The following is a 23581-nucleotide window of genomic DNA, read 5'->3' on the forward strand; positions in this document are numbered from 1 at the left end:
TTCACGCGAGCCCTCCCGCCGCTACTCGATGACCAGCGCGTAGTCGTCGCCCACGCGCTCCACCTGCACGGACTTCTTCTTGCGCTTCGCAAGCGCCATCACGTTGTCGCGCGCCACCGACGCGCTCACCAGCACGCGCACCGGCTGCCCGCCCGCGCGCTTGAGCGCGTCCATCGCCATCATCACCGGTTCGGGGCACGACAGCCCCCGCGCATCCACTTCCAGCATGGCTTCGACCCCTTCCCTAATTCGCCGCGGCCGCGGCCGCGTCGTCCGCATCGAGCGCCGGCACCGCCTGGGCGCTCTCGCTCTTCTGCCGGCTGCGCACGTTCGCCACACCGATGGCGAACAGTACCGCGATACCGGCCACCAGCACGATCTGCCCCGCGAGCGCAGGGCCGCCCGCCACCGCCGGCGCCTCGGCCGTCGCGGCCGCCGCCGCAGCCCCGGCCAGGCCGAAGTTGTGCGCGAACGCCGCGCCCACCAGCATACCGATGAACGTGACCGCCGCGTCGCACGAGCCCTGGCCCGCCAGCGTCATCTGGCGCAGCGGGCAGCCGCCGGCGAGCGTGGCCGCGAACCCGACCGCATAGAGCCCCAGGATGCTCCACAGATGCTGCGAGTGGGCGATGGGCTGCCCGTCGAAGCTCAGCTTGAACGAGCCCGTGAACAGGTTGTACGCCAGCATGACCGCGAAAAGCCCCACGATGGGCAAAAGCAGGTCGAAGTCGCGCATCAAAAACACGTTGCGCACCCCGCCCGCGAAGCAGATGCGCACCTTCTGCGCGATCATGCCCACGATGAGCGACACAGCCAGCGCGATGAGCCACGGCGCATGCGCACTGCCGGGTCCCTTCTCGCTCGCAGCGAACGCGGTGGTGGCCACGCCTATCACCATGAGCACGATCAGCACCACCGGCAGCACCGCGCCGGCTGTGGGCGTGGTGTCGCGCTCGCGCCCGAGCGAATAGCCTTTCTTCAGGAAGAACGTGCCCGTCGCGATGCCCAGCACGAGCCCCACCAGGCCTACGTAGGCGTTCAGGTCGCCCGCGGCCATGCGGATGACCATGCGCAGCGGACACCCCAGAAACACGAGCGCCCCTATCATCATGATGAATCCCAGCACGAAGCGCGTCATGGGCGACGAACCCGCCGTCGAGCGAAACTCGCGCGTTGCCAGCGCGATGATGAACGACCCCGCCACCAGGCCCACGATCTCGGGCCGGAAATACTGCACGGTGGCCGTCGTGTGCAGCTTGAGCGCGCCCGCCGTGTCGCGGATGAAGCACGCCGCGCACATCGCCATATTGGCGGGATTGCCGAAAAACGCCAGCGAAGCGACAAGCGCTCCCAGCACCAACCCGGCTATCACCAGGCCTTTTCTCTGATTCAAAACGTCCATTGCCACCCCTTCCCGCGCCCCGCGCGCAGCACGACCGTGCCCTGCGGAACGCTCGAGCCACGCCCCTTGCAAGGGGCTGTCGCATTATCATGGAAACGGTGCAGAAAACGCAGCGCGCGCTGCAGAGGCGCGCCTGCCGGCTTCCCTCGAAGCCTTTCCGACACAGAAGAGCCGATCGACGGGGGCAGAAGAGCGGCGTGTGCAGAAAACGCGCTCACCCGAAGCGGCGAGCCCAGTATACGGCAAAAGCGACGAAAACGCCCCTCGAAATTCGAGGGGCGCGGAAAATCGCAGGGTAGCTCCGGGGCAGCCTCGCTTCGAGCCTATTGCTCGGTGTCCATCGCCTCGCAGGCCTCGTCGATGCAGGCCAGCGCGTTCAGGCTACGCGGATAACCGACATACGGCAGGCACTGCGACACCACCTTGATGAGAAAGGCGCGGTCGTTGCCCAGGCGCATGTTGGCCTGCGCGTGGCTGACCAGCTGCGGCTCGCACCCGCCTTGGGCGGCCAGGAAGCAGAAGGTGATCATCTCGCGTTGCGCGTCGGTCAGGCCGGTGCGGGTGTAGTAGTCGCCGAAGCAGTTCTCGGCCAGCCAGCGGCGGATGTGGCGCGTGTCCTCGGGGCCGGTCTGGTAGGCATCGGTCATCTGCGGCCCGAACAGGTCAACCTGCTTCTGCACGCCGGCCTCCAGGCGCTCGTCCTCCTCAACGGTGGCCTGCTTCTCGAGCGGCTGCGCCACCAGGCGATGGTCCAGCAGCTCGTTCACCGCGTACAGGTACGGCAGCATGCGCCCCATGCCCACGTATGCCGTGGACTGGTACACGATCTCCTTCGCCTCCACCGGCGTGACGCCCACGTTCAGGGCGCCCTTGGTCATGGCCTTGAACATGTCGAGCCCCTGGCAGCCGATGAGCGCGGCCATGATGGCCATGAGCCGCGTGCGGTCGTCCAAATCGTCGCTCGCCGGCACCACGCCGAACGCGAAGCGGTCGTAGTGCTCCACGAACTCGGGGTCGGTGGACGAAAGCGGCGAATCGTATCCGGGGAACAAGCGGTTGCGGTAGTCGCGCACCTGGTTGTAGGTTTCCTGCTTCATGGCGGTGCTCCTTCTCTCATTTGTCTGCGCCCATCGTACCCCGGGGCATCGGTTGCCCGTCAACTGTTAGCGGGAAAGAAACATAAGGGAAGCACGGGGAGCGACGTCACGCGGGCAGCAGCAGCCGGCGATACACGTCCTCGTCGGCATCGCCGAACACGTCGAATACGACGCGCTCGATGCGGGCATCGCCCGCCAGCCATGCGCGCACCTCGTCCACGGCGATGCGCGCCGCCCGCTCGCGCGGGAAGCGGAACTCGCCGGTTGAGATGCAGCAGAACGCCACCGACGCGCACCCCGCATCCGCGGCGGCGTCCAAGCAGGAGCGGTAGCACGAGGCCAGCTGCTCGTCCTGCGCGGGCGTGGGCCGGCCGGTAGGCACCATGGGCCCCACCGTGTGCACCACGAAGCGAGCGGGCAGGTTGAACGCGGGCGTCACCTTCGCCTGGCCCGTCGGCTCGTCATGACCTTGCGCGCGCATGAGGTCGTCGCAGGCCAGGCGCAGCTGCATGCCGGCGAACGTGTGGATGGCGTTGTCGATGCAGTGGTGGCCGGGGATGAAGCAGCCCAGCAGCTTGCAGTTCGCGGCGTTCACGATGGCGTCCGCCGCGAGCGTGGTGATGTCGCCGCGCCAGAGCGCCAGGCGGTCGTCGCCGGGGATGGCCGGCAGTTCGCGCGCATCCGCCACGTCCGTCCGGGCCATCCGCGCCTGCAGGACGGCATCCTGGTCGGCCAGCACCTCGGGCGGCACCGGAAGCGGCGGCCGCATGTTCATGAGCGCGCGGGCCATCGCCCACCGCTCGGCGGGATCGTCCGGCACCGCAAGCCCCGCGTACTCGGGCCGCTCGCTCCCCAGGTACGCCACGAGCCGCCCCAACGCCGCATACGTCTCGTCCATCCCACGCCTCCCTTCGCCGCCTGCCGTTTCCCCGAATCCTACGTCATCGCCCGCCGAGTCGGGGCATTTTCGCTCCAAAAACATGCCTCAGCGCACGAGGCGTGTTTTTGGAGCGAAAATCGGGTGTCGACGCAAGCGCGCCCGCCGGGTTCTCCCGACGGGCGCGCAGTCTCGCAGCGACAGCGGACGGCTAGCCGCCGATGAGCGCCGAAAGCGACGTGAGGAAGCTGGACATGTTGCGGTAGCACATGAACAGCGTGATGACGATGATCACCACGCCCGCGCAGTTCGCGAAGATGTGGTTGCGCCACTTGCCCAGGTCCTTGCCGTTGGCGCAGTAGATGACGAAGAACGCCATGATGGGCAGCAGGATGGCGTTGGCCGCCTGCGCCACCAGGATGAGCTCGGTGGGGCTTTTGCCCAGCACGATGGCCATGATGCAGCCAGCCGCGAGCACGATCATCCAGATGACCTTGAAGCGGATATCCTTCGTCGTCTTCTTCCAGCCCAGCACGCCGTTCACGGCGTAGGCGGCCGAGAACGACGCCGTGATGGCGCTCGAGAAGCCGGCGGCCAGAAGCCCAAGGCCGATCATCCACGTGGCCCACGATCCCAGCAGCGGCTGCAGCGCGAGCGCCATGTCCTTGCCGTTGGTCACCGTGGCGTCGGTGCCGTAGATGTTCGCAGCGGCGCAGATGAGGATGGCCATGGAGATGATGCCGCCCAGGCCGATGCTCAGGATGGTGTCGAAGCGCGCGTCGGACACCTGCTCGGGGTCCTTGAAGCGCTCGGAGGCGCCGGATGCGTGCAGGAACAGGTTGTACGGCACGATGGTGGTGCCGATGAGGCCCACGGCGGTGAGGATGCCCTTCGAGCCCTCCTCAGGCAGCGTCGGCACGAACAGGCCGGTCGCGATGGCGCCCCAGTCGGGGCTCGACGCGAACGCCGTCACCAGGAACACCACGCCCATGAACACGACGATGGCCGTGAGGATGACCTCGACCACCTTGTACGAGCCGATCCACATGGCGATGAACGCCAGGATGCCCAGCACGACGACGATGGGAATCAACGACATATCGGGCATCACGGCCTGGATGCCCAGGATGCCGCCCGTGATGTTGCCCGTCTCGTAGGCGATGTTGCCCACGAAGATGGCGATGATAACAATCACGATTGCAATCCACATCAGCGCTTTGTTGGGAATACGATCGCGGATGTTTTCACCCAGTCCCTTGCCCGACACGATGCCCACGCGGCTCGCCATCTCCTGGAAGATGATGGTGGCGGCCGTGGCGAACAGCAGCGCCCACAGCATGGTGTAGCCGTAGCTCGCGCCCGAAACCGTGCACGTGGTGACGGTGCCGGGGCCGATGAAGCCGGCGGCCACGAGCGCGCCAGGGCCGATGTTCTTGAACTTCTGCACCAACGAACTGCTCATACCCACTCCTCTCTCAAACCTCGATACTTGGAAGAACCCGCGTTGCGCGTTGCCCCTCTCCATGATCCCCATCGTTCGTTTCGGTCCTGTTGCCGAATGCGCAGAGACAGGCGCACGCAGGTAGATTGGCTTACTTTAGCAGAATAAAGACCCCGCGTATACGTGAAACGGCCGCCGAGCCGCCCGAAGGCCGTCGCCGTCGGCGGCGCGCCGCTAGAAGCCGCAGCGGTTGCGCCCGCTTCGCTTGGCCTCGTAGAGCGCCTCGTCGGCGCGCCGGTACAGGTCCTCGAACGACTCGCCGCGCTCCGAGAGGGCGCATCCCGTGCTGATGGTCACCTGGCAATCCGTGCCGTCGAACGCGTGGCGCTCCACGGAGTGCCGCACTGACTCGCACTTGGCTTCCGCCAGCGACGCGTCGACCCGGTCCATGTACACCATGAACTCGTCGCCGCCCAGCCGGCCCACCACGTCGCCCACGCGGAAGCTCTCGCGCAGGACGCGCGCCACGCCCACGAGCACATGGTCGCCCACGAGGTGGCCGTACGTGTCGTTGACCTCCTTGAAGCGGTCGATGTCCACCATGACGAGCGCGCCGTGCCCGTCCGGCGCAAGCGCGGCCAGCTGCTGCTCCACGCGGCGGCGCGTCGTGTCGGAGTTCAGCAGGCCGGTCAGGCTGTCGCGCTCCGCCTTCGCCAGCAGCTGGTCCTTCTCCTGGCGCTCGTCGTCGATGATCTTCATCTTGCCCACGGTGCCGGCGGAGCGGCCCGCATCGTCCACCGGCTCGACGGAGATGCGCAGCCAGTGCTCGATGCCGTCCGCGTCAGGTAGGCGCAGCTCCTCTGTCCGCCGCTCGTCGGAGCGCAGAAGCTCGAGGAACGCCTCCTTGTCGGCCTTCTCGATGACGAAGGAGCTCGCGTTCATGCTGATGACCACCGGCTCGGCGTCACCGCGCCGCCCGTCGTCGGGCAGGGACACGACGAGGGTGTCGGTGCGCTTGTCGTACTCGAAGAAGTAGTCGTCGCACAGCGCGTAGAAGCGCAGCCGCTTCTTCAAGTCGAACGCGGTCTTCGCGTTCTCCCGCGCCCGCTGGTACAGGATGACCAGCACCAACAGCAGCACGACCAGCAGCACGGCGGCCCCGGCGGCGAACGTCTCCACAGGATGGGCGCGCACGAAGTCCACGATGTCGAAGGGCTGGTCGCTCATCACGTTGCCGTTGATCACGCCCTGCAGCTCGATCTCGGAGAGCGACCCGACCGCCCGATCGACGATGCCGAGCAGGGCGGCGTCTCCCCCGCGCGCGATGCCGAAGCTCAGGCGGCGGGGCTCGTGGGTCTGCGGCGCCACGCGCAGCCCGCGGTAATCGGGCAGGTTGAGGAAATACTGCATGACGTACTCGTCGACATAGGTGTAGTCGGCCTCGCCGTCGAGCACCGCCTGGAGGCACTCGGCGACGGACGGGAAGCGCTGCACGTTGCCCACGAACACCCCGTCGTAGCGGCTCGTCGCGGCGAGCGCGAGACGCTTGCCCGCGATGTCGCCGTTGGCGGCCCCCGCGTTGGCGACGAGCACGTAGGTCGCCGTCACGTAGGGCTGCGTGAGCGCGAGCAGCCGCTCGCGCGCGGTGGCGTAGTTGTAATCGACGCAGGCCACCATGTCGATGGCCCCTTGGGCTTGCAGCTCGTCGAGCTCCTCCTCCGAGGCGGCCGTCACGAATTCGAACGACAGGCGCGTCTTCTGCGACACCGTCTTCAGCAGGTCGATGGCGATGCCCTTGACCTCGCCGTCCTCCTCGTACTGGTACGGGGGCTGGTTGGCCAGGACGCCCACCTTGATAGGGCCGGCGGAGGCGATGTAGGCGCGATCCTCGTCATCGAGGACGAACGTCGTCCCGGCGCGCGCGAAGTAGATCTCGCGTAGGCGCTGGCGGAACGTCGGGTCCACGTTGTCGATCTGCGAGAGCGCCGCGTCGATCTCGGCGGCAAGGGCCTCGCTGCCGCGGGCGACGGCGAAATACAGGGGGTGCGACGCCACGTGCGCCACGGCGCGCAGGCCCTCGGCGGGCCCCATGTCGGTGGCGAGCGCCACGTCGGCGCGCCCCTCGAGCACGGCGGCCTGCGCGTCCTCGAAGCATGCGCAGGACACGACCTCGTACGGGATCCCGTTGCGGGAGCAGAAGGTCTCCAGGTCGTCCAGAAGCGCGGCCTGCCCGGCGGCCGCCACGCGCAGGGGACGGCCCTCGTCCGCGGAGAGCAGCGGATCGTCCGAGCGGGCGGCGTCGACCTGCAGCACCGCCTCGAACGTGGCGTAGCTGCCGCGCGTGAGCAGAAACGGGCCGCCGTCGGCCGCGGCGGGCATGACGCCGGCGACGAGGTCCACCTCGCCGGCTTCGAGCAGGGCCCGCGACGTCTCGAACGCGGCGATGCAGTCGCCCTCCACGGGCACGAACTCGTAGTCCCAGCCCGTGTACTGCGCGATGCGCTCGAGGTACTCGTAGGTGTAGCCGGAGCGCGCGCCTTCCTCGTTCGTCCACATGACCTGAGGTTGCTGGGGAAACGCCACGCGCACCGTGCGGGCGGCGGCATCCGCGTCCCCGCCGGCGAAGGCCGCGTCCTCGGCGAGCGCCGCTGCGGGGGCGGCAAGGACGAGCGCGAACGCGAAGGCCGCGCCCAACGCCCAGCGCGCGGCCGCCTGAGCGAGCCGTCCGCACCGTCTCCCTTCGCCGCTTCGCCTCATCGCCTCTCCTGCATCTCTCGATCGCGAGGCCCCTTATTATACGCTGCGGCACACGGGAGATGCGCGGAAACTACGCCTCTCGCTCGATGAGGTCGATCACCTCGTCGCGGGAATGCACGTCGAGCTTCTGGTAGATGGACTTGATGTGGTACTTCACCGTGTTCTCGGAAACCACCAGCTTCTCGGAGATGGCGCGCGCCGTACGGCCCTGCCCGAGGTGGACGAGGATCTCCGACTCGCGCGGCGTGAACCCGTGGCCCTCCGCGAGCGCCGCGCAGCGCGCCTCCAGGGCGTCGCCGCGCTGCTCCGACGAGGGCGGCTCGGCGGCGGCCTCGTCCACGCCTTGCAGCTTCCTGTCTTTGAACAGGAACATCGACACCATGGCTATCAGGTACACCGCCACCAGCGCCACCGCCGTGAGCGCCACGTCGCCCTGGCCGAGCGTGTGGGCGTTGAGCCGCCCCACCAGCGTGCCCACCAGCTGCGCGCCGTTCGTGCACGCGAACGAGCACGAGAACAGAAGCGCCGCCGGCAGCTTCGTGTCGTGCACCGCGTTGGCCAGCATGCACCACAGGATGATGCCCGCCACGAGCGTTCCCAGCTGGGCGCACGCGTTGGCCAGCCCGCCCACGCCCGTCCAGATGAGCGGCAGCAGCAGAAATCCCGCGGCCGACAGCGGCAGGGCCACCTTGTACACCGAGCCCAGGCTGGGCTGGTTCCTCACCAGGAGCGCGGGCAGCAGCAGCGCGCCCACCACGACGGCTTGCGTGACGAGCGACGTGTACTGGAACGTCTCGAGCGGGATCTGCTGCGACAGCGACAGCTGCAGCATGAGCCCGCTCATGAACGACAGGATGGACGTGCCCAGCACCGGGCGCCATAGGGCCGCGAGCGCGCCCCGGAACACCGGGCGGGAGAACTCCTCCTCGACGGGCGCGCGGGCGTCCAGGCAGCGCTTGCAGAACACGATGGAGGCGAAGAACAGCACCGCGCCCACCGGCAGCACCGCCGGATGCGGCAGCAGGGTGACGAGGAAGTACACCACCAGGCTCAGCCCGTTGCTCATCAGCACGAACAGGTACACGCGCCGTAGGCTGAACGTGCCGCAGAAGCGCGCCCACAGCAGGTTGATGAGCGCGTCGCCCGCGCCGAAGAACAGCCCGCCCGACACGAGCCAAGGCACGAGCGACTCGAGCGGCACGAACCCGGCGAACTGGAACGCCATCCGCGTCACGATGAACCCGGTGGCCGCCACGCCCGCGCACACCACCACCGCCACGCCCGGCGCGGTGCGCGACGCCCGCCGCGCGAGCGCGATCATGGCCGCGTACACCGCGATGCGCGCGGCGATGACCGCAACCAGGAACAGCGATTGCACGAGCGCGCCGCTCTCGCCGAGCGAGGTGAGCACGGTCGGCGACTCGAACGACATGTAGCCGAACGCGAGGTACAGCGCATAACCGGTCATGAACACGGCGTCGCGCATGCGCATGCCGGCGAAAAGCTCTTTCAGACGATCCACGTCTCCTCCGTTTCCCCTTGCGGGAAAGTGTATCCCATCCGCATCGATTCGTCATCCGCTCATCTTTCTGCAAATTATAAGGTTTGCCGCCTGGGGAAACGCGTCCTACCCGTATCAGGTGGGTCGCATTCAGTGAAAAACTACCCTGCGCCAGGTGTGGCGGGGGCTTCGGCGGGGACCTAGAGTGCGAAGGCGCAGGGGAGGTTTTCCAGAACGGAAATCCTCATGCAGGCGAGCGAACGATGAAACGCTCGCAACGCATCGAAAGGAGAGAGGGAATATGAAAGATCAAGGACTGAGCCGCCGCGCGTTCCTCGGGCTGGGCGCCACCGCCGCCGTCGTCGCGGGAGCGGGCCTGGCCGGTTGCGCGCCGCAGGCCAAGGGCGAGGCGGGCAGCACCACCACCGGCGCCTCCGAGGGCGGCACCGCGAGCGCCGCGCCGGCAGGCGGCTCCCCCACCAGCTACATGCCCGACTTCCTCACGCCGCCGGCCGTGCCGACGGACATCAAGGAGGAGAAGGACTGCGACGTGCTGGTCATCGGCATGGGCCTTGCCGGCACCGCCGCCGCCAAGGAGGCCGCCGAGTCCGGCAAGAAGGTCATCGTGCTCGAGAAGCAGCCCGAGGACAAGTACTCCGTCATCTCCATGGCCGGCGACTTCGGCGTGGTGGGCTCGCAGATCCAGAAGGACCTCGGCATCGAGTGGGCACCGAAGGCCGACATCCTGAATGAGTTCGTCAAGGAGACCGGCGGCCGCTGCGACACGTGGATGATGAGCTACTGGTACGACCACTCCGGCGAGGACTTCGACTGGTTCATCGAAGGCGCCGACTTCGAGGTGCTGAAGTCCACGGCCGCCAACCGCGAGACCGACAAGCCCAACTTCATCCGCCCGAAGTGCTTCCCCAAGCTGGACACGTACGACTACAAGGAAGAGCTCTACCCCTACTTCCACGGCACCATCACCACGAACCCCAACATGCAGTGGGCGTGCGAGGCGGCCTTCAACGCGGCCGTGGCGGCCGGCGCCGAGCTCATCTACGAGGCCGAGGGCGAGCAGCTCATCGTCGAGGGCGACGCCGTGAAGGGCGCCTACGCCAAGACGCCCGACGGCTACCTCAAGGTGAACGCCAAGGCCGTGGTGCTCTGCTGCGGCGACTACGGCGCGAACCCCGAGATGCGCCACTACTACGCGCCGTGGACCGAGGAGTTCATGGGCGGCGTCGATGACGGCCGCGGCCAGCTCATGGGCATCTGGGCCGGCGGCTGGATGGAGCTCGGCCCCCACGCGCCGATGACGCACCACATGGGCGGCGCGCTGGGCGTGGACAGCTTCCTGCAGCTCAACATGGAGGGCAAGCGCTTCATGAACGAGGACGTGCCCGGCCAGAACATCGCCGACGAGCACACCCGCCAGCCCATGGCGAAGGACCCGGAGATGGCCAAGGCCGGCGTGAAGGCGTGGCAGATCTTCGACAGCAAGTGGCCCGAGCAGATCATCCACATGCCCGACGGCCACGGCTACACCACCTACTTCGTGCCCGACGACAAGATCGCCGAGTACGAGACGGTGCTGTCCGGCTTCGGCCTGGGCTACACGACGCAGGCCATGGTGGACGAGCGCGCCGACGTCAAGTGCGACACGATCGAGGAGCTGGCCGAGAAGACGGGTCTGCCGCTGGAAACGATGAAGGCCGAGATCGAGCGCTACAACGAGCTGTGCCATAAGGGCGTGGACGAGGACTTCGGCAAGATGTCCAAGCGCATGTTCCCCGTGGAGAACCCGCCGTACTACGCGTGCAAGTTCGGCAACGCGGGCATGCTGGTGATGTTCGGCGGCCTCGAGTGCAACCACGACCTCCAGGTGACGAAGGACGGCACGAACGACCCGATCCCCGGCCTGTATGTGGCCGGCAACACGATGGGCCGCCGCCTCCAGGTGGACTACCCCGTGGTGGTGGCCGGCATCAGCCTGGGCACCTGCCTCACCTTCGGCCGCCTGGCCGGCAAGAACGCCGCCGCCGCGGTGTAAGCGAGACCCCTCCGGCGGGGGCGGCCGCCTTCCCCTCCCCTCGCGGCCGCCCCCGCTTTCCCCTCAAGCCCCTCGCGCCCCACGCGCAGGGGCTTTTTGGCATAAAAGGGGACCCCACGCGCAGGGGCTTTTTGGCATAAAAGGGGACAGTCCCCTTTTATGCCATTTTCTACGACATCTTCCAGAAGTCCTGGACGAGCTCTTGGCGGTTCGCCTTCCCCGTTTTCTGCAGGATGTTGTGCACGTGCACTTTCACGGTGCTCAGCGCCAGCTGCATCGACGAGGCGATGTTCTGGTTGTCGTTGCCCAAAAGCACATAGCGCAGCACCTCCTGCTCGCGCTCGGACAGCTGGTGGCGCCGCCCGTACGTCAGCAGGTTGTCGTCGATGAGCTCCTCCTGCCGGCCGCCGCCGCGCATGGGCGGGCGCTCGAAGCGCAGCGACAGCGAGCGGATGGCGTCGCGGCACGCGAAGAACGCGCAGCCCAGCATGAGCGCGTTCTCGGAGAAGTTGCGCTCGGGGGCGTACGCGCGCGGCCCGATGAGGATGGGGTTGGGCGACAGGAACACGAGCGCGTCCTCCAGCACGATGCAGGCCCCCAGCACCCACAAAAACACGTACAGCCAGCGATGGCGGCGCAGACGGCTGCGCTCGTCGTCGTTCTTCGTCATGACGAACCACACGCCGGCGAACAGCAGCATCCAGAACAGGTACGCCTCGCGCATGAAGTAGAACCAGAACGAGCGCACGTCGCCCTCGGGCATGAGCAGCAGGCAGCCCACGCTGCCCACGACGAACGCCACGAGCGGCGCCACCTTGAGCACGCGGCGCGTCTCGCCCAGGTACTCGCACACCAGAAGCCAGAACGACGTGAGGAACCCGCCGCCCGTCACCACCAGCATCAGCGACATGACCAGCGAATACGCCGCGCCCAAGCCCGCGTCGGCCCCGGTGAAGAAATCGTCTTGGAACACCCAGGCCACGTCGAAGAAGTAGAAGAGGAAGCCGGCGCACGCGAACAGCATGATCCGCTTGCGCGACACGAGGTAGGCCGAGAGGCAGGTGGCCGATGCGAGGATGGAGGCAAGCAGCACGAACAGCGTGTAATGGAACAACACGAAACCCACTCTACGAGCACCTCGCTATCGCATTTCCGCATGAACATCGGCAACCTGAACCATGATACACGATATCGGGCTTCTTTACGCCTCCTCGCCGCCCCATCAGGGGCCAGGTCAACGAAAACATGCATCGACCAGGTGTTTACCGGGGGTGTACCGCCTAAACCAGGTCCGCTACACCCGCAATCGATCCATCGCTAAATCCCGTTTACATCTTTCCTCCACGATTGGACAGGCGCATGGTGGTGTCAACGCGTCAAACGGCCCGCCGAGCGACGCGTACTTGGCGAAGAAATGGCCCCCTCGGGAGCCGAAACCACGAAAAAGGAAGAAGGAGGGTTGCACGATGGGAGTTAACGTCAAGAGCGAGATCAAGCCCTTGAAGAAAGTCCTGCTGCACCGCCCCGGCAAGGAGCTTCTCAACCTCACGCCGAACACGCTCGAAGAGCTGCTGTTCGACGACATCCCGTTTCTGAAGGTCGCCCAGGAAGAGCACGACGCGTTTGCGCAGGCCCTGCGCGACAACGGCGTCGAGGTGTTCTACCTGGAGGACCTCATGGCCGAGGTGCTCGAGGCCAACCCCGAGCTGCGCGAGAAGTTCCTCAAGCAGTGGATCGAGGAAGCCGGCATCCGCACGGACCGCTACCAGAAGATCATCTTCGACTACATGCAGCAGAACTACCCGGATTCCAAGGACTTCGTGCTGAAGACCATGGAGGGCATCAACCTCACCGAGCTGCACACCGATAAGTCGAACTCCCTGGTCGACCTCGTGTCTGAGGCTTCCAAGATGGTCATCAACCCCATGCCGAACCTGTACTTCACCCGCGATCCGTTCGCGATGATCGGCAACGGCGTGTCCATCAACCGCATGTACTCCGTCACCCGCAACCGCGAGACCATCTACGGCGAGTACATCTTCGCGCATCACCCGCTGCTGAAGGGCACCCCGCAGTATTACAGCCGCTACAGCGCCTTCCACATCGAGGGCGGCGACATCCTCAACATCAACGAGCACGTGCTGGCCATCGGCATCTCTCAGCGCACCGAGCCCGACGCCATCGACGAGATCGCGCACAACATCTTCAACGACGAGACGAGCCCCATCGACACCATCCTGGCGTTCAACATCCCCAACAGCCGCGCGTTCATGCACCTGGACACCGTGTTCACGCAGATCGACACGGACAAGTTCACCATCCACCCCGGCATCATGGGCCCGCTGACCGTGTTCGAGATCACGCCTGACAACGGCGGCATCAAGGTCCGCGAGATGAACGACACGCTGGAGAACGTGCTTGAGCAGTACGTCGGCTGCCCGGTCGAGCTCATCCCCTGCGCCGGCGGCGACCGCATCGCGGCCGAGCGCGAGCAGTGGAACGACGGCTCCAACACGCTGTGCATCGCGCCCGGCAAGATCGTGGTGTACGAGCGCAACGACGTGACGAACAAGGTGCTGCGCGACAAGGGCCTCGACCTCATCATCGTGCCCTCCGCCGAGCTGTCCCGCGGCCGTGGCGGCCCGCGCTGCATGAGCATGCCCATCGAGCGCGAGGACTAGTCCTTCCGCCCTTCGGCTTCCCCTGCGTTCTCGCGTCGCTGTTCGCGAGAACGCAGACCGCCGTCGCTCTAGCGAATCCGGCCCAGTTTGTGGCGAACGAGAACCGGATTCGACGGAGCGGCGGCGATCTGCGTTATGCACCCGTTCATAAAGCATCTTCGCCTTCCTAAACCTCAGAAGTACATGTTTTTATGTCATTTCGTGTACAGATAGTACATGTTCTTGCATGATTTCGTGTAATATGACAAGACAAAATTGTTTGGGAAGAAAGGCGAACCCTTTGGATGATCGCACCATGAAGCGGAAAATGGCTTCGACCTTCGAAGCATGGGTCGTTCGCGGCGATAGCCACCCGCTCCTTATTCGCGGTGCACGGCGCGTTGGGAAAACCTATCTCGTGGAGCACGAAGGCAAAAGGCTGTTCGGCGACGGGTTCGTAAAGTTGGATTTCCAAACGAACTTGGCCGCTATCGAGGCGCTCTTCGACGGACCGACCGACGACGTCGACCGTGTCGTCGCACGCATCGGAGAGTACAAGCGAACCTCGCTCGATCCGAGCCGCTCGCTTCTCTTCTTCGACGAGGTGCAGCTCAGCGAGAAAGCCCTCAATGCACTTCGATTTTTCTCGGGTTCTCCTTGGCGCGTCGTTGCAACGGGCAGCCTTCTCGGCGTCTCGACCGGCCAGCGAAAGCTGCCTTTCCCCTCGGGAGTTCGGCAAGTGGAAATGCACCCGATGGACTTTGAGGAGTATCTTTGGGCCATGGGGGAAACGGCCATGGCGAACAGCATCCGCGACCACGTCCGCACCATGGAACCTTACGTTCTCCATGGTGAGGCGCTCGAGCATTACCACCGCTTCCTCGTGGTAGGGGGCATGCCTCGGCCTGTTCGGGCATATCGCGAGACAGGCCTTTTGTCGGCGGCTGCGGAGGATCAAAGCGAAATCGATGCCACTTACACGGCTGACATGACGGATCCGGACAACGGCATCAGCGGCATCGCTGCGAAACGAATCTGGGAAAGCCTGCCCAAGCAGCTTCTTCGATCATCCACGAAGAAGTTCAAATACGCCGACGTGGAGCGCGGAGGGCGACGCGAGCGCCTGCTCGAACCCCTGGAATGGCTGATCGCGGCTGGCATCGTCACGCAGAACGATCTTACGAAGGACACGCAAGCGCCGCTCGCCCCTTACAACGACGAGGAGGGCAGCTTCTTCAAAATCTACGTAGCCGACACAGGACTCATGTTCCATAAGTTCGGCATCGACGGCGAGCTGTTCCTCGATCCAGCTACGAAGGCCGTTCTGTCATCGGACTTTCGCGGCGCGCTCGCCGAGAATTTCGTCATGCAGTCGCTGAAGGCCAATGGTCTTTCCACCTTCTATTGGATGCCAGAGGGAAGCGGCTCCCGCGGCGAGGTGGATTTCGTCTTCCAAAACTCGCGGGCCGAGGTGATTCCCGTCGAAGTGAAGTCTTCGCACAATGTACGCTCGAAGAGCCTAAAGCTCATCATGGACCACGGGCGCTCGCCCTACGCCATCCGACTATCCGAGAACAACTTCGCGGAAACGGATCTGGAAGACGGGCGTCTGCTGAAAAGCGTCCCGCTCTACGCGGCATTCTGCATCGACGGAAGCACCCTTTGACAACGGGCGGTTTACCGGGAGAATCACTCGCGGGCTTATGGGACGAACCCAGGAAAAACGAGGAGGAACACTTCGTTTTCCCTGATCAATCTCTTTGTAAAGCACTTTTGACGCGCTGAAGTCGCCTGCGGGCGGGGCGCGTCAAGGGCTTTTGATGGTACACTTCCCCGCGACATGGCAACCTTGGATCAGCGAAGGGAACGTTCGTGGAGATCGGCAGGCATATCAAGCGTCATCGGACGGAACGCGGGCTCTCGCAAGACGATCTGGCCGCGAAGATCTATGTGTCGCGGCAGACCATCTCAAGCTGGGAGAACGACAAGACCTACCCCGACATCGAAAGCCTGCTGCTCCTGAGCGTCCTCTTCGACGTAACCGTCGACGAGCTGATCAAAGGAGACATGGAAATGATGAAGGAAGCAATCGAGCAAGACCGCAAAAAGATGGACGCGTTCGCTTTGGTGATGATGGGGTTCGGTACCGCAGCGCTGGTGATGTTCTTCGGCGGCATGTTCTTTTGGCACTGGGACCTGGTGCCCACGACGATCATCGCCCTTCTGCTGTGGGGCGTGTGCATGGCCGCGGCCGTCATGATCGACCGCTTGAAGAAGCAGAACGACGTAGTGACCTACCGCGAGTTGGTAGCCTTCTCGAAAGGCGAGCCCATCGAACGCGACAACCCCAAAAGCCAGCGCGCCCGCCAGCATCGCCTGGCCAAGAACGTCGCGAAGACGGTGGCAGCCCTCGCGATAGGCGCAGCCATCGGCCTTCTGGCCTACCAGCTGTTCGGGTAGCGCAAATTGGGCCCCTGCGGCCCGCACCCAGCGTTGCGGAGCGCGCCATGCACCGGGTTGCTAAGAATACCGCCTTCCTTGGTGCGCTCTTAGCAACCTAAAAGCCAATCGATCAGGTTCGCGACTTCGACCCCCTCCTGCACGCTGAGCCCCAGGCGGTCGAGCGTCAGCAGCAGCTTCTTCCCCTGCTTGCCCGCCACCGCCTTGAAGGGTGCCAGCTCGCGCTGCCTGGTTTGCGCGTCGATGACGCTTGCCGACACTTGCACGTAGAGCGTCTCGGTTGCGGAAGTTGCCACGAAGTCGATCTCGAGGGCATCCGCCTTCCCAACGCGAACGTTGTAGCCGCGCGTTTGGAGTTCGTTGCACACGGCGTTCTCCAGCGCGAAGCCGTAATCTCCTTCGGGAAAGCCCAGCAGCATGCTCTTGATGCCCAAATCGGTTGGGTAGTATTTTTCAAGCCCTTGGAGAAATGTCCCGCCTTTCACATCGAACCGGCGGACACGATAGAACAGGAAGGCGTCGACCAGCGCTTGAAGATACCGTTCGATGGTTTCCGACGACGTTTTCCGATGGGCGCTTTTCAAGCGGTTCTCTATGTTCGCAATGGATACGCGCGATCCGGCGGTATCGGCAAGATAGCAGGCGACATCGTTGAACACGGCCGCATTCCTTATCTGCACATGCTGGGCGACGTCTTTCACGAACACGGTGTTGTAGATGCCGGACAGCACCGTCTGCGCAAGCGCCCGGTCGCCTCCCTGCTCAACCACAGGAGGAAGCCCGCCGAACGACAAAAAGCGCTCGAATGCTTTATCAGGGTCCTCGGAGCCGACGAACTCCACGAACTCCGAGAACGACAGGGGGAACACGTTTATCTCGACGTAGCGTCCGGACAGCAGCGTTGCCAGCTGGCTGGAAAGCAGATAGGCATTTGACCCGGTGATATAGATGTCTGCGTCCATGTCGACGCGCAACGCGTTGACTGCTTTCTCCCACGACTCGACAAGCTGTATCTCGTCGAACAAGAGATAATAGCGCCCTTCGCTTTGCGTTTTGTCCTGAACCCTGCGCACCAAATCGCGGTACGTGAGAATATCGAAGCAGTCCGCGGATTCGAAATTCATCTGCACGATGCGCTCGGGCGGAACGTCCTGCTCCTCAAGGGAGCGGGCGAAAAGCCGCATGAGCGAGGATTTTCCGCAACGACGCATCCCCACGACGACCTTGATCAGCCCGTTATCTTTCAGGGCATTGAATTTATCGAGATAGCGAGGGCGAGGTTTCAGCTCCATGGTGCTCCATCCGATGTGTTCGAATAGTCAAATTGCCACTTTCCCGATTATACCTTAGAAAGTTTTTCAATTTGTGAACTTTCTCGGGTATAACCGGAAAAGTCGCTTAACGGTAGTTTACTTGCCGGGTATAACCGAAAAAGTTGCCTCCAGGGTCCTGGCAAGCTTCACGCGTAACGTGTGCGCCGCCGTCTTCCCTGTTCAAATGCCATGTCAAAGAGTTTTGGCGCGTCTGATGCGCCCGACGGCAGCTCTGCAAAAGCCTTTTGGTGGTAGGATGGGCCACGTCATGGCAACCTTTGATTCGCGAAGGGACGAACGTGGAACTGGCAAGCCAAATCAAACGGCACAGAAGCGAGCTCGGACTCTCCCAAGAGGAACTGGCGGCGAAGATATACGTAACCCGCCAAACGGTATCGAACTGGGAAACCGACCGCACTTACCCGGATGTGGAAAGCCTGCTGCTCCTGAGCGTCCTCTTCGACGTAACCGTCGACGAGCTGATCAAAGGAGACATGGAAGCCATGAAGGAAGCAATTGCAAACGACTGGAAGAAGATGGCGTACCTGGCATGGGGAGGGTTCGCGTTCGTGATCATCGGATGCGCGCTCTTCATCGGAGGGTTCAACGTCTGGGGGTGGGGCATCGTGCCCTCGGCCATCATCGCCTTGCTGGTGTGGGGCATCGGCATGGGCATGCTCGCGGTGGTCGAGCACCTGAAGAAGCAGAACGACGTGGTAACCTACCGCGAGCTGGTGGCCTACTCGAAGGGCGAGCCCATCGACCGCGACAACCCCAAGAGCCGCCGCGCCCGCCAGCATCGCGTGCTCAAGGGCGTGCTCCTCACCCTGGCCGCCGCCGCAGTAGGCTTCGTGGTCGGTTACCTGATGTACAAGACGGGGATGGTGGGCTGACGCATACCAGCTGTTCGGGTAGGTGATGCCCTCACGTGGCGCCTATTCCCCACTCCGCATATCCTGAAATAGCTCATCGCGCAGAGTGAGATGGCTGCGGGTGAAGCCGGGGTCGACGTAGCGCAGCCGCTTGCCCGTCAGGTTCGCCACCTGATGGGCAAGCCGATTGAAGGCACCGCCATCCATCACCTGCATTCGCGAGACGGTGAGCACAGTAAACCCCAGCGACACAAGCGTCCCCCGTCGGCGGGAGTCGCTTTCCTGTCGCTCAGGATCGGTGTGGTAGAGCTTGCTGTCGTATTCCACGACCAGATTCGCCTCCGGCCAGCACAGATCGCATTCGCAGTACCGCCGATCCGCAAGCTTCCTCTGGTGGCTCGGCACATCCACATGGAAGTTGAGCCGCGGCTTTTCTATTCCGTAGCCGCCAAGCCGATACGGCAGGCACAGCAGAAGCGCCAGCACGGTTTCCATAGGAGAGGCGGCGCCATCCAGCACAAAACGCAGAGCACGCAAAGCCTTCGCGCGCCCGTAAGCACCGGGAACAGCCTCGACGAAAGCGCGCAGCTTGGCGACCGAGGTCAGCGGAACCTCCCGGCGACGCGCCGGACCGTATTTATCTTGAGCGTACGTGCCGCAAAGCTCACAACCCACCTGTATAAGCCGCGCAAGCGACAACCTGCTTGCCATCTGCAGAAAGCAGAACTCTGGCGTGCTCACGAAGAATCCCTGCCCCGCATCTATCACCGATCGGTCGGGAAGAAAGCTCCACTCATGGCTGAGCACGCTTTTGGTCTGAACGCGTGCCAACGCACTGCTCACGAGCACATTCACCGGAAGCACGCACCCTGCCGGACGGCGATTGCCCCCAGAAAGACGCGGCTTCTCCTCCTCCCGCAACGCCTTCCGCGCGCGTGCAGTCGCCGCTCGGCGCTCCTTCGCCCCGCGCAAGAAGCGCGGCCCGACGGTGCGCCAGTATTCCAAAGCCGATTCATATCCGATGATCAAGTCCATGTACCCATGATATGCCATCTACTGTCCGCGAACACTTCAATTTTGGCAGAGATTTCGAGATTTGTGATTTTTGTTTCGCGGAAATCGTCAAGAAGGGCGTGGAGAAATTTGCGACCTGGTGTTTTGCTCTCGCTTTCTCTTAAGGAGGAAACTTCGTCTTGCGAAGAAATCACAAACTTCAGAATCTCTGCCAATTTTGGACTCTGCGATACCCGAACGCGCACACGAAAGCGCCCCGACCGGGATGGTCGGGGCGCTCGCTAGTCAGACGGCTGGTGCCGCATGCCTCGCTACTTCGTCGGCACGGGGGCCTTCGTCTGCACCTTGTCGCCGGCGTCCACTGCGGCGCGGCCGCCGTGGTTGAAGCCGGTCTGGATGACGCCCTGCGTGTTGCCGGTGACGAACTTGGCCTTGTTCAGGGTGTCGATCTCCTTCTTCATGTCCTGCACCAGGCGGATGGCCAGCTGCATGGAGAAGTCGGCGCGGGCCACGACGCGCTGGACGGTGGTGTCCTGCATGTCGGCCGGCATCGGGTAGGCCGGCACCAGCCAGCCGCTCATGCGCAGGCGGTCGGACAGGTCGTAGAGCGACCACTCCACGCCCGCGTCTTCCTTAAGGCCCCAGCACACGATGGGGATGTGCGACGCGTTCTCGTAGATCTCGAAGATGCCCATCTCGTCGAGCTCCAGGGCCAGGTAACGCGCCACGTCAAGCGTGCGCTCCTGGATTTCGCGGAAGCCCTCGAAGCCGTTGCGCATGAGCACGTAGTACTGGCCCACGATCTGCGACGCCGAGCGCGAGAAGTTGATGGCCATGGTGGCCTCGTTGCCGCCCAGGTAGCTCACCCAGAAAATGAGGTCCTCGGGCAGCGCCTCCTTGCTGCGCCACACCACCCAGCCCACGCCGGGGTACACCAGGCCGTACTTGTGGCCAGAGGTGTTGATGGACCACACGTTCTTCAGCTGGAAGTCCCACACCAGGTCGGGCTCCACGAACGGGGCGAACATGCCGCCCGACGCGCCGTCCACGTGGATGCGGATGGGCAGCTTCGGGTGCTCCTGGTTGTAGGCCTCCACCAGCTCGTCGAGCTTCTGCACGTCGTCGAACTTGCCGGTGTAGGTGATGCCGAGGATGGCCGTGATGCCGATGGTGTGGTCGTCCACGTAGTCCATGACCGTGTCCATGTTCAGCGACAGGTGGTCCTTCTCAAGTGGCACGAGACGCATCTCGATGTCCCAGTAGCGGCAGAACTTCTCCCAGCACACCTGGTAGCCGGAGGAAATCACCAGGTTGGGGCGCTGGGCGGTGTAGATGTCGATGCCGGCGTCCTTCGCGAGCTTCTTCCAGCGGAACAGCATGCCCAAGCCGCCCAGCATGCAGGCCTCCGACGAGCCCACCGTGGAGGTGCCCATGGGCTCCTCGTCGGGGTTCGCGTGCCACAAATCGCCGATCATGGCGACGCAGCGGTTCTCGAGGTCGGCCGTCATGGGGTACTCGTCCTTGTCGATGGCGTTCTTCTCCATGGTCTCGGCCATGATCTTGGTGGCCATGGGTTCCATGTAGGTCTGGCAGAACGTGGTGAGGTTCTGCGTGGCGTTACCCTCGATGGACAGGTACTCCTTGATCATCTCATACGCGATGCGTGGCTCGACCGGCTTGTCGTTCATCTTGGTGCGCGGCATGGCCACGTCGGACGCCTCGGAGCCGAAGATGGGCGTGGAGTATTGCGTGCCCTCGTCCATGGTGTCGAGGATCTTGCTGGTGGATGATTGTTCCATGAAAACCTCCTGAGTCGTTGTTGGTTTGGAACCAAAGTTGGGGAAGCCGTGCGGCCGCGAAGGAGCGGCCGCACGGGGTGGTACGACGCCGCGGCTAGTGCGAGGCCGGGCCGTTCGTGTCGGGGCCGGTTTCGCGCTTGGGGTCGGGCGTGTCGTCGTCGGCACGGGGAAGGCCCTGGCCAACGACCCCTTCGGTCACGCTCGTGCGCAGGTCGCCGTCGGCCTCGCGGTTGATGAGGCGGTCGCGCACGTCGGCGGCGTCCTTGACGGGCGCGGGGCCGCGCTCGGGCGTGCGCACGGCCTCCACCGTGTCGGCCGTCTCGCGCGCGTCGACGGAAAGCGGGCTGGCCGGACGGCTGGTCACGCTCACCACTGCAGCGGAGATGGAGCCGGCCACGCGGCCGCCCAAACCCGTGTCGGCGGTCATGCCGCTCGCGCCGGACGCTTGGGGCTTGCCGCTTCCGCCGGCCGGCGGCTTCGGATCGGAATCGAGGCCGTCCTTCGCCCGGGTGCGCTTGTTGATCTTGCCGGACGGCTGCGTCTGCGCGCCGCCCTGCGTGCTCGACGTGGCCTCGGGGGCCGCGCCGCGCATCGGATCGGCCTTCGCCGGCTGCGACGGGCTCACGGCAGACGCTGCGGGGATGCGGCCCGCGCCCACGCTCGCGCTCGCCGCATGCGCCCCGGCGCCGCCGGCCGCGACGGCCGCCTGCTTCGGCGCCCACTTATGCCGCAGCGCGTAGATGACGAACGGGATGGCCACCGAGATGACGAACGCGATGCCCAGCGTCGCCTGGTACACGGCGTTGGCCTGCGCCGTCAGGTTCGACGACGGGAAGAACGAGATGACGAGCGTGGCCACCGTCATGATGAGGCCCACGCCGGCCACGATGGCCTTGAACGGCGTGCCGCCCGGCAGCTGGAAGGAGCGCTGCAGGTTCTTCTTCTTGAAGATGAGGTAGAAGTACCCCAGGAAGAACAGCACGTATCCCACCAGGTAGATGACCACCGTCAGGCCGATGGCCGTCAGGTAGCCCACCGACGAGCTGGAACCGCCGGACAGCGCGATGGAGCCGCACAGCACCGCGTCCCACACCGTCACGATGACGGCCTGGATCACGACGGTCTGCACGCTCACGCCGTGCTTGTTCACCTTCTTGAACGACGGGGGCAGGATGCCGTCGTGCGCCGTGTCAAGCAGCGCGCGCGACGGGCCCACGATCCACGCGGAGATCTCGGCCAGCACGCCCAGCGCCAGCAGCAGCGCCACCACGAACACGATCCAGCTCAGAGACGGGCTGATGTGCTGCACGTAGATGGCGCGGAACGCCTCGATCACGCCGAACGACAGGTTGCCGTCCAGCACCGTGGCCGGCAGCGTCGTGGCCACGGCCAGACCGCCCAGCGCGTCGAGCGCGATGGTGAGGATGGCCAGCACGATCATGGCAAGCGGGTAGTTGCGGTTCGGGTTCTTCAGCTCGTTCACGTGCGACGCAGACGCTTCCACGCCCATGTACGCCAGGATGAACGACGCGAAGATAACCAGCGTGTCCACTTTGGTGAAGTCGGGCACGAACGTGGCCGGCGTCATGTTGATCTGCGAGGCGCCGCCCGTGGCGAAGTAGATGATGAGGCCCACCAGCAGCACGATGACCGGCACGATGATGCCGCCCACGAAGCCCACCTTCGAGATGCGGGCCGTGTACTTCGTGCCGCCCAGCTGCGTCAGCGTGAGGATCCACACGATGGCCGCCACGCCGAAGAACATCACCAGCGGGTTGTTGTACAGCGCGTCCCACTTCACCACATAGGCGAACGCCGCCAAGATGAAGAACGCCATCGTCACGAAGCCCACGGTAATCTGGAACCACTGGAAGAACAGGGCCGCGAAGCCCCAGCGCCGCCCGAGGGTGTTGCCCACCCAGGCGAAGATGCCGCCGGACTCCCACCCCTTCACGGTGGCCATCTCCGCAGCGCACAGCGCCACGGGCAAAAACCAGAGCAGACCGCCGATGATCAGGAAGAACACCAACTGGAACCCCGACGACGCGAACGACGGGTACTCGTACACCGTCATCACCATGGACGCGGTGATGGCGAAGAACCCGAAGAACGTCAGCGTGCGCTTGAACGACGGCCTTCCCACCTGCCCGACGGGACCGGGATCGGCGGAGGGCGCGACGGCCTTTTGACGCGATTCGCTCATGCTCCTTCACTCCTTTCCTTGCCTTGGGTGCGACACATCCCCTCCGATAGAGCGCGAGGACACGACCGCACGGTTTCGTTGTTCTCGAACGTTCTATCAGAAGCAAGGGAAGGAAACTGGGGGGCGGGCGGG

At 64.5% G+C, this 23581-nt stretch carries 17 protein-coding genes; 5 read left to right on the forward strand and 12 right to left on the reverse strand.

What is annotated here, in order from left to right; translation table 11 throughout:
- Window positions 1-21 precede the first annotated feature (21 nt).
- From FX134_RS08760 to FX134_RS08790, 7 genes are all read right to left on the reverse strand, one after another.
- The gene (locus FX134_RS08760) at window positions 22-228 is read right to left on the reverse strand and encodes a sulfurtransferase TusA family protein (RefSeq protein WP_080800566.1); all 207 of its coding nucleotides are present in this window, start codon (window positions 226-228) and stop codon (window positions 22-24) included.
- A 16-nt stretch (window positions 229-244) separates the two neighbouring features.
- Window positions 245-1402, reverse strand: a complete 1158-nt coding sequence (yedE, locus tag FX134_RS08765) for a YedE family putative selenium transporter (protein ID WP_080800569.1) — start codon at window positions 1400-1402, stop codon at window positions 245-247.
- A 323-nt stretch (window positions 1403-1725) separates the two neighbouring features.
- Complete coding sequence (locus tag FX134_RS08770) at window positions 1726-2499, reverse strand: carboxymuconolactone decarboxylase family protein (protein ID WP_080800571.1); 774 nt, start codon at window positions 2497-2499, stop codon at window positions 1726-1728.
- Between the two features lie 106 nt (window positions 2500-2605).
- Complete coding sequence (locus FX134_RS08775; RefSeq protein WP_080800574.1) at window positions 2606-3397, reverse strand: protein-ADP-ribose hydrolase; 792 nt, start codon at window positions 3395-3397, stop codon at window positions 2606-2608.
- Window positions 3398-3587: 190 nt separating this feature from the next.
- Complete coding sequence (locus FX134_RS08780) at window positions 3588-4838, reverse strand: Nramp family divalent metal transporter (protein ID WP_080800576.1); 1251 nt, start codon at window positions 4836-4838, stop codon at window positions 3588-3590.
- A 213-nt stretch (window positions 4839-5051) separates the two neighbouring features.
- Window positions 5052-7574 (reverse strand): transporter substrate-binding domain-containing diguanylate cyclase, encoded by a 2523-nt coding sequence (locus tag FX134_RS08785; RefSeq protein ID WP_080800579.1) that lies wholly within the window; start codon window positions 7572-7574, stop codon window positions 5052-5054.
- A 70-nt stretch (window positions 7575-7644) separates the two neighbouring features.
- A complete protein-coding gene (locus tag FX134_RS08790) occupies window positions 7645-9096 on the reverse strand; it encodes a helix-turn-helix transcriptional regulator (protein WP_087881552.1) in 1452 nt (483 codons plus the stop codon).
- 280 nt (window positions 9097-9376) lie between these two features.
- Between FX134_RS08790 and FX134_RS08795 the strand changes: the two genes are divergently transcribed.
- The gene (locus FX134_RS08795) at window positions 9377-11128 is read left to right on the forward strand and encodes an FAD-dependent oxidoreductase (protein ID WP_080800581.1); all 1752 of its coding nucleotides are present in this window, start codon (window positions 9377-9379) and stop codon (window positions 11126-11128) included.
- A 169-nt stretch (window positions 11129-11297) separates the two neighbouring features.
- Here the strand turns inward: FX134_RS08795 and FX134_RS08800 are convergent, their stop codons facing one another.
- On the reverse strand, window positions 11298-12254 hold the full coding sequence (locus FX134_RS08800; protein ID WP_080800584.1) for a helix-turn-helix transcriptional regulator: 957 nt from the start codon (window positions 12252-12254) through the stop codon (window positions 11298-11300).
- A 340-nt stretch (window positions 12255-12594) separates the two neighbouring features.
- On the opposite strand from FX134_RS08800, the gene arcA reads away from it, so the two are divergent.
- The 3 genes from arcA (at window position 12595) to FX134_RS08815 (ending at window position 16248) form a co-directional block, all read left to right on the forward strand.
- Window positions 12595-13809, forward strand: coding sequence for an arginine deiminase (arcA, locus tag FX134_RS08805; RefSeq protein ID WP_080800587.1), 1215 nt, complete (start codon window positions 12595-12597; stop codon window positions 13807-13809).
- Between the two features lie 280 nt (window positions 13810-14089).
- Window positions 14090-15454, forward strand: coding sequence for an ATP-binding protein (locus FX134_RS08810; RefSeq protein ID WP_197735978.1), 1365 nt, complete (start codon window positions 14090-14092; stop codon window positions 15452-15454).
- A gap of 206 nt (window positions 15455-15660) precedes the next feature.
- Entirely contained in the window at window positions 15661-16248 is a 588-nt protein-coding gene (locus FX134_RS08815; protein ID WP_080800590.1) for a helix-turn-helix domain-containing protein, read from the forward strand.
- 89 nt (window positions 16249-16337) lie between these two features.
- Here FX134_RS08815 and FX134_RS08820 read toward each other — a convergent pair whose 3' ends face one another.
- Complete coding sequence (locus FX134_RS08820) at window positions 16338-17540, reverse strand: ATP-binding protein (protein WP_080800593.1); 1203 nt, start codon at window positions 17538-17540, stop codon at window positions 16338-16340.
- A gap of 320 nt (window positions 17541-17860) precedes the next feature.
- Between FX134_RS08820 and FX134_RS08825 the strand changes: the two genes are divergently transcribed.
- A complete protein-coding gene (locus FX134_RS08825; protein ID WP_080800596.1) occupies window positions 17861-18454 on the forward strand; it encodes a helix-turn-helix transcriptional regulator in 594 nt (197 codons plus the stop codon).
- 42 nt (window positions 18455-18496) lie between these two features.
- On the opposite strand, the gene FX134_RS08830 is transcribed toward FX134_RS08825, so the two are convergent.
- From FX134_RS08830 to FX134_RS08840, 3 genes are all read right to left on the reverse strand, one after another.
- Entirely contained in the window at window positions 18497-19468 is a 972-nt protein-coding gene (locus FX134_RS08830) for an endonuclease domain-containing protein (protein WP_232050886.1), read from the reverse strand.
- 290 nt (window positions 19469-19758) lie between these two features.
- The gene (locus FX134_RS08835) at window positions 19759-21246 is read right to left on the reverse strand and encodes a glutamate decarboxylase (protein WP_080800600.1); all 1488 of its coding nucleotides are present in this window, start codon (window positions 21244-21246) and stop codon (window positions 19759-19761) included.
- A gap of 94 nt (window positions 21247-21340) precedes the next feature.
- Window positions 21341-23449 (reverse strand): amino acid permease, encoded by a 2109-nt coding sequence (locus FX134_RS08840; RefSeq protein ID WP_080800605.1) that lies wholly within the window; start codon window positions 23447-23449, stop codon window positions 21341-21343.
- Window positions 23450-23581: the final 132 nt, after the last annotated feature.

This window comes from Arabiibacter massiliensis, assembly GCF_902386925.1.
GTDB lineage: Bacteria > Actinomycetota > Coriobacteriia > Coriobacteriales > Eggerthellaceae > Arabiibacter > Arabiibacter massiliensis.